Annotated in this window: 3 protein-coding genes; all 3 read left to right on the top strand. The window is 71.4% G+C overall.

Translation table 11 applies throughout. The features are described 5' to 3' along the window. The first annotated feature begins 247 nt into the window (after nt 1-247). The 3 genes from A5712_RS29015 to A5712_RS29005 all read left to right on the top strand — a co-directional run bounded on the left by A5712_RS29015 (nt 248) and on the right by A5712_RS29005 (nt 6,942). Nucleotides 248-910 (top strand): hypothetical protein, encoded by a 663-nt coding sequence (locus A5712_RS29015; RefSeq protein WP_197519529.1) that lies wholly within the window; start codon nt 248-250, stop codon nt 908-910. Nucleotides 911-972: 62 nt separating this feature from the next. Then, nucleotides 973-4,311: a DUF2126 domain-containing protein gene (locus A5712_RS29010; protein ID WP_068113745.1), complete on the top strand. Its 3,339-nt coding sequence runs from the start codon at nt 973-975 to the stop codon at nt 4,309-4,311. Next, nucleotides 4,312-6,942: a circularly permuted type 2 ATP-grasp protein gene (locus A5712_RS29005; protein ID WP_068113743.1), complete on the top strand. Its 2,631-nt coding sequence runs from the start codon at nt 4,312-4,314 to the stop codon at nt 6,940-6,942. Nucleotide 6,943 lies beyond the last annotated feature (1 nt).

Below are 6,943 nucleotides of genomic sequence, written 5' to 3'. Positions count from 1 at the left end.
TTTGCCCCGCTCCGGCCGCCAGTTGGGGCCGGTGTGGCCGGTGACCGTGGTCCAGCCGCCGTCGCCACCGTAACCGCCGCCCCCGCCCGGTTACGGCGCGCCGCCGCCCGGCTACGCGCCGCAGCCCGGTTACGGTGGCGTCCCCGGCGCTCCGCCGGCCTTCAGCATCGGCGAGGCGTTCAGCTGGGCCTGGGGCAAGTTCACCCAAAACGTCGCGCCGCTGGTCGTTTCCACGCTCATCTACGCGGTGCTGATCGGCATCGCCTACGCCGTGATCGCGTTCGGCGGCGGCATGGGCTCGACCACCACCACGACGAACGCCGACGGCTACACCACCGCCACGACGAGCATCGGGGCGGGCGGGATGATCATCATGATCGTCGGCTACGTATTGATCTATGCGGTAGGCATTTTCGCCCAGTCCGCGTTCTATTCCGGATGCCTGGACATCGCCGATGGACGGCAGGTGAGCATCGGTTCGTTCTTCAAGCCGCGCAACCTCGGCAACGTGATCCTCGCCGCGATCATCATCGGGATCCTGACGTCGATCGGCTCGGTCTTGTGCGTCATCCCCGGCCTCGTCGTGGGCATCTTCGCGCAGTTCGCCATCCCGTTCATCATCGACCGCTCGCAGGGTGCCATCGACGGCTTGAAGTCCAGCTTCACCACCGTCCAGTCGAACTTCGTCAACGCCCTGCTGGTGTGGCTGGTGTCGGCGGCGGCCGTCCTGCTCGGCTTCGTGGCGTGCGGCCTGGGCATCCTCGTGGGCGCGCCCGTGGCCGCGCTGATCGGGATCTACGGCTACCGCAAGCTGTCCGGCGGCCAGGTCGTCCCGCTGGAGCAGCCGGGCGGTGGTTACCAGGCGGGGCCGCCACCGGGCACGCCGCCGCCGGGCCCCCAGTACGGGTAGGCCCGGGGCCCAGCTGATTGCGCTGCGCTGCGACCTTGTGGCGCTTGTGATGCAATCAGCGGGTGAGCATCAAAGTTGCGCTGGAGCACCGCACCAGCTACACCTTTGACCGGCTGGTCCGGGTTTATCCGCACGTGGTGCGGCTGCGCCCGGCCCCCCACTCCCGCACCGCCATCGAGGCCTACTCGCTGCGCGTCGAGCCGGGCGACCACTTCATCAACTGGCAGCAGGACGCGGTCGGCAATTTCCTTGCGCGGCTGGTGTTTCCGAATCCCATGAGCCAGCTGACCATCACCGTGGGGCTCATCGCCGACCTCAAGGTGATCAACCCGTTCGACTTCTTCATCGAGGACTGGGCCGAGACGTGGCCCTCGGGCGGCTGGACCTACCCCAAGGAGCTGGCCGACGACCTCAAGCCGTACCTGCGGCCCGTCGACGAGGACGACGAGGGGTCCGGCCCGGGCGGGCTCGTGCAGGCGTGGGTAGGCAATTTCCGGGTGCCCGAGGGGACCCGCACCATCGACTTCCTGGTCGCGCTCAACCGCGCCATCAACGCCGACGTCGCCTACAGCCTGCGGATGGAACCCGGCGTGCAGACACCGGATTTCACGCTGCGCAACGGCGTGGGCTCGTGCCGGGACTCGGCGTGGTTGCTGGTGTCGATCCTGCGCCAGCTCGGACTGGCCGCCCGGTTCGTGTCGGGCTACCTGGTGCAGCTGGCCTCCGACGTGGAGGCGCTCGACGGGCCGTCCGGGCCCGCGGCCGACTTCACCGACCTGCACGCGTGGACCGAGGTGTACATCCCCGGCGCGGGATGGATCGGGCTGGACCCGACGTCAGGGCTGTTCGCCGGCGAGGGCCACATCCCGCTGGCGGCGACGCCGCACCCCGCGAGCGCCGCGCCCATCACCGGCGGCACCGAGCCCTGCCAATCGATCCTGGAGTTCTCCAACACCGTCACCCGCGTCCACGAGGACCCGCGCGTCACGCTCCCCTACACCGACCAGGCCTGGCGGACCATCTGCGACGTGGGGCGCGCCGTCGACGAGCGGCTGACCGCCGCCGACGTCCGGCTGACCGTCGGCGGTGAGCCGACGTTCGTTTCCGTGGACAACCAGGTCGACGAGGAGTGGACGACGGCCGCCGACGGCCCGCACAAGCGGCAGCGGGCGTCCGACCTGGCCGCGCGGTTGAAGTCGGTGTGGGCGCCGCAGGGGCTGATCCAGCGCGGGCAGGGCCGTTGGTATCCGGGAGAACCGTTGCCGCGCTGGCAGATTGCGCTCTACTGGCGCACCGACGGGCGGCCACTGTGGGCCGACGACACGCTGCTGGCCGATCCCTGGAGCGCCGCGCCGGCCCACGTCGACGAGGACGCGGCCTACGAGGTGCTCGCCGCGATCGCCGACGGCTTCGGCCTGCCGCCCTCGCAGGTGCGGCCCGCCTACGAGGATCCGCTGGCCCGGCTGGCCGCCAAGGTGCGCAAGCCGCACGGCGAACCGGTGCCGGCGGGCGACGACCTCGGCCCCGACGCCACCCCCGACACCGCCGAGAACCGCGCCGCGCTGCTGGCACGTCTCGACGAATCCACTACGGCCCCAGCCGCTTTCGTGCTTCCACTGCACCGCCGCGACGACCAGCTCGGCTGGGCCAGCGCGGACTGGCGGCTGCGCCGCGGCCGCATCGTGCTGCTGGAGGGGGACTCCCCGGCCGGCCTGCGGCTGCCGTTGGACTCGATCCACTGGCGCCCGCCCCGCGCCACCTTCGAGGCGGATCCCCTCGCCGCCGCAACCGAACTGCCGGCGGAGCCCGAACAGGGCGACGCCGCAGTGACGGACCCCGAGGGGGCGCCGCCCACCGCGATGGTCGCCGAGGTCCGCCGGGGCCAGCTCTACATATTCGTGCCGCCCACCGAGGCGCTCGAGCACTTCGTCGACCTCGTCGCCCGGGTCGAGGCCGCGGCGGCCAAGGCCGACTGCCCGGTGGTGATCGAGGGCTACGGCCCGCCGCCGGACCCGCGGCTGAAGTCGGTAACCATCACGCCGGACCCCGGCGTGATCGAGGTCAACGTGCCGCCCACGGCCAGCTTCGCCGAACAGACGCAGCTGCTGGAAACGCTGTACGAGCAGGCCCGCCTGGCCCGGCTGTCCACCGAGTCCTTCGACGTCGACGGCACGCACGGCGGCACCGGCGGCGGCAACCACATCACGCTGGGCGGCGTCACGCCCGCGGACTCGCCGCTGCTGCGCCGACCCGACCTGCTGGTCTCGCTGCTGACCTACTGGCAGCGGCACCCGTCGCTGTCCTACCTGTTCGCCGGGCGGTTCGTCGGCACCACGTCGCAGGCGCCCCGGGTCGACGAGGGCCGCACGGAGGCGCTGTACGAACTCGAGATCGCGTTCGCCGAGATCGCGCGCCTCGCTTCGTCTTCCAAGGCCGGTTCCCCACAACCGTGGGTGACCGACCGCGCGCTGCGCCACCTGCTCACCGACATCACCGGCAACACGCACCGCGCCGAGTTCTGCATCGACAAGCTCTACAGCCCCGACGGCCCGCGCGGCCGGCTCGGCCTGCTGGAGCTGCGCGGCTTCGAGATGCCGCCGCACCTGCGCATGGCGATGGTGCAGTCGCTGCTGGTGCGATCGCTGGTGGCGTGGTTCTGGGACGAACCGCTGCGCGCCCCGCTGATCCGGCACGGCGCCAACTTGCACGGGCGATACCTGTTGCCGCACTTTTTGATTCACGACATCGCCGACGTCGCCGCCGACCTGCGCGCGCACGGCGTGCCCTTCGAGACCAGCTGGCTGGACCCGTTCACCGAGTTCCGCTTCCCGCGCATCGGCACGGCCGTCTTCGACGGTGTGGAGATCGAGCTGCGCGGCGCGATCGAACCGTGGAACACCCTCGGCGAGGAGGCCACCGCCACCGGCACGGCCCGCTATGTCGACTCGTCGGTCGAACGGATCCAGGTGCGCATCATCGGCGCCGACCGGCACCGCTACGTGGTGACGGCCAACGGCTACCCGGTGCCGCTGCTGGCCACCGACAACCCCGACATCCACGTCGGCGGTGTGCGGTTCAAGGCGTGGCAGCCGCCCAGCGCGCTGCACCCGACCATCACCACCGACGTGCCGCTGCAGTTCGAGCTGGTCGACCTCACCACCGGGACGTCGCGCGGCGGCTGCACCTACCACGTCGCACACCCCGGCGGCCGCGCCTACGACGAGCCCCCGATCAACGCCGTCGAGGCCGAGTCGCGCCGCGCCCGCCGCTTCGAGGCGACCGGCTTCACCGCGGGCAAGCTCGACCTGTCCGCGCTCAAGGAGCGGCAGGCCAGGATTCTCACCGACATCGGCGCGCCGGGCATCCTCGACCTGCGGCGCGTGCGTACCGTTCAGCAGTAAATGTCGTCCCTCGAAGTCCCCCCCGCCCACTACGACGCCGACCGGCTGCTGGCCGGATACCGGACCGCGCGAGCCCAGGAAGCGCTCTTCGACCTGCGGCACGGCCCCCGGGTCGGCTACGACGAGTTCGTCGACCGCGACGGAAACGTGCGCCCGGCGTGGTCCGAGCTCGCCGACGCCGTCGCGGAGCGCGGCCGAGCCGGGCTGAACCGGCTGCGCTCTGTGGTGGACAACCTGATCGACAACGACGGAATCACCTACACCGAGGTCGATCCCGACCACGGCGGGGTGGAGCCCCGGCCCTGGAACCTGGACACCCTGCCGATCGTGCTCTCCGCGGCCGACTGGGACGTGCTGGAGGCCGGGCTGGTGCAGCGTTCCCGCCTGCTCGACGCCGTGCTTGCCGACCTGTACGGGCCGCGCGCCCTGCTCACCGAGGGCATCCTGCCGCCGCAACTGGTGTTCGGCCACCCGGGCTACGTGCGGCCCGCCAACGGCATCGAGGTGCCCGGGCACCACCAGCTGTTCATGCACGCCTGCGACGTCAGCCGGGTGCCGGACGGCAGCTTCCACGTCAACGCCGACTGGACGCAGGCGCCGTCGGGCGCGGGCTACGCGCTGGCCGACAGGCGCGTTGTGGCGCACTCGATTCCGGACCTCTACGAGCGGATCGCGCCGCGGGCGACGACGCCGTTCGCGCAGGCGCTGCGCCTCGCGCTCATCGACGCCGCCCCCGACGTCGCCCAGGACCCGGTGGTGGTGGTGCTGTCCCCCGGCATCTACTCGGAGACCGCGTTCGACCAGGCGTACCTGGCCACCCTGCTGGGCTTTCCGCTGGTGGAGAGCGCGGACCTGGTGGTGCGCGACGGCAAGCTGTGGATGCGCTCGCTGGGCACGCTGAAACGCGTCGACGTTGTTCTGCGCCGGGTCGACGCGGAGTACACCGACCCGCTGGATCTGCGCGCCGATTCCCGCCTCGGCGTCGTCGGGCTGGTGGAGGCGCAGCACCGCGGGACGGTGACCGTGGTCAACACACTGGGCAGCGGCATCCTGGAAAGCCCTGGGCTGCTTCGGTTTCTGCCGCAGCTGGCCGAGCGGCTGATCGACGAGGAGCCGCTGCTGCAGACGGCGCCGGTCTATTGGGGCGGCGTGGCCGGCGAACGCTCGCACCTGCTGGCCAACCTGTCGTCGCTGCTGATCAAGTCCACCGTCGGTGGGAAAACCTATGTCGGGCCGACACTTTCGTCCGCACAGCTGGCCGACCTGGCCGCGCGCATCGAACACATGCCGTGGCACTGGGTGGGCCAGGAGCTGCCGCAGTTCTCGTCGGCGCCCACCGACCACACCGGCGTGTTGTCGTCGGCCGGCGTGGGCATGCGGCTGTTCACCGTCGCGCAGCGCGGCGGCTACGCGCCGATGATCGGCGGCGCCGGCTACGTGCTGGCCCCCGGCCCCTCGGCGTTCACGCTGAAAACCGTTGCGGCAAAAGATGTCTGGGTGCGTCCCACCGAGCGGGCGCGGGCCGAGACGGTGACCCTGCCGTCGCCGCCGGAACCCGCGAAGACGGCCGCGGGCACCTGGGGGGTCAGCTCGCCGCGCGTGCTGTCCGACCTGTTCTGGATGGGGCGCTACGGCGAGCGCGCCGAGGAGATGGCCCGGTTGCTCATCGTGGCCCGCGACCGCTTCCACGTCTACCGGCACCAGCAGCACACCGAGGAAAGCGAGTGCGTGCCGGTGCTGATGGCCGCGCTGGGCCGGATCACCGGCAGCGACACCAGCGCGGGCTACGGCAGCACCGACGATCACGCGGAGATGATCGCCGTCACCCCCTCGATGCTGTGGTCGCTGACCCTGGATCCGAACCAGCCCGGGTCGCTGGTGGGTTCGGTGGACGGGCTGGGGCTGGCCGCCCGGGCGGTGCGCGATCAGTTGTCCAACGACACGTGGACGGTGCTGGCCGGGGTGGAGCGGGCGCTGGCGCTGCGCTCCGAGCCGCCGGACTCACTCGCCGAGGCCGACGCGCTGCTCGCGTCCGCCCAGGCGCACACGCTGGCCGGGATGCTGACGCTGGCCGGGGTGGCGAGCGAGTCGATGGTGCGCGACGTGGGCTGGACGATGATGGACATCGGCAAGCGCATCGAACGCGGCCTGTGGCTGACCGCCCTGTTGCGGGCCACGCTGGCCACCGTCCGGTGCGCGGCCGCCGAGCAGACGATCATCGAGGCGACGCTGGTGGCGTGCGAGTCGTCGGTCATCTACCGGCGCCGCACCGTCGGCAACGTCAGCGTCGCCGCGGTGGCCGAGTTGATGCTGTTCGACGCCACCAACCCGCGGTCGCTGCTGTACCAGCTGGAGCGGCTGCGGACCAACCTCAAGGACCTGCCCAGCTCGTCGGGGTCCTCGCGCCCCGAGCGGTTGGTGGACGAGATCAGCACGCTGCTGCGCCGCTCGCACCCCGAGGAGCTGGAGGAGATCACCGACGGAAGCCGCGCGCAGCTGGCCGAACTGCTCGACGCGATCCACGCCGAGCTGCGCAACCTCGCCAACGTCATCACCGAGACGCAACTGCGGTTGCCCGGCGGGTTCCAGCCGTTGTGGGGTCCCGACGAACGACGGGTGATGCCGGCCTAGC

It is taken from the genome of Mycobacterium sp. E2327 (genome assembly GCF_001672675.1).
Taxonomy (GTDB): Bacteria; Actinomycetota; Actinomycetes; order Mycobacteriales; family Mycobacteriaceae; genus Mycobacterium.
This window is presented reverse-complemented; position numbering and strand designations above follow the sequence as displayed.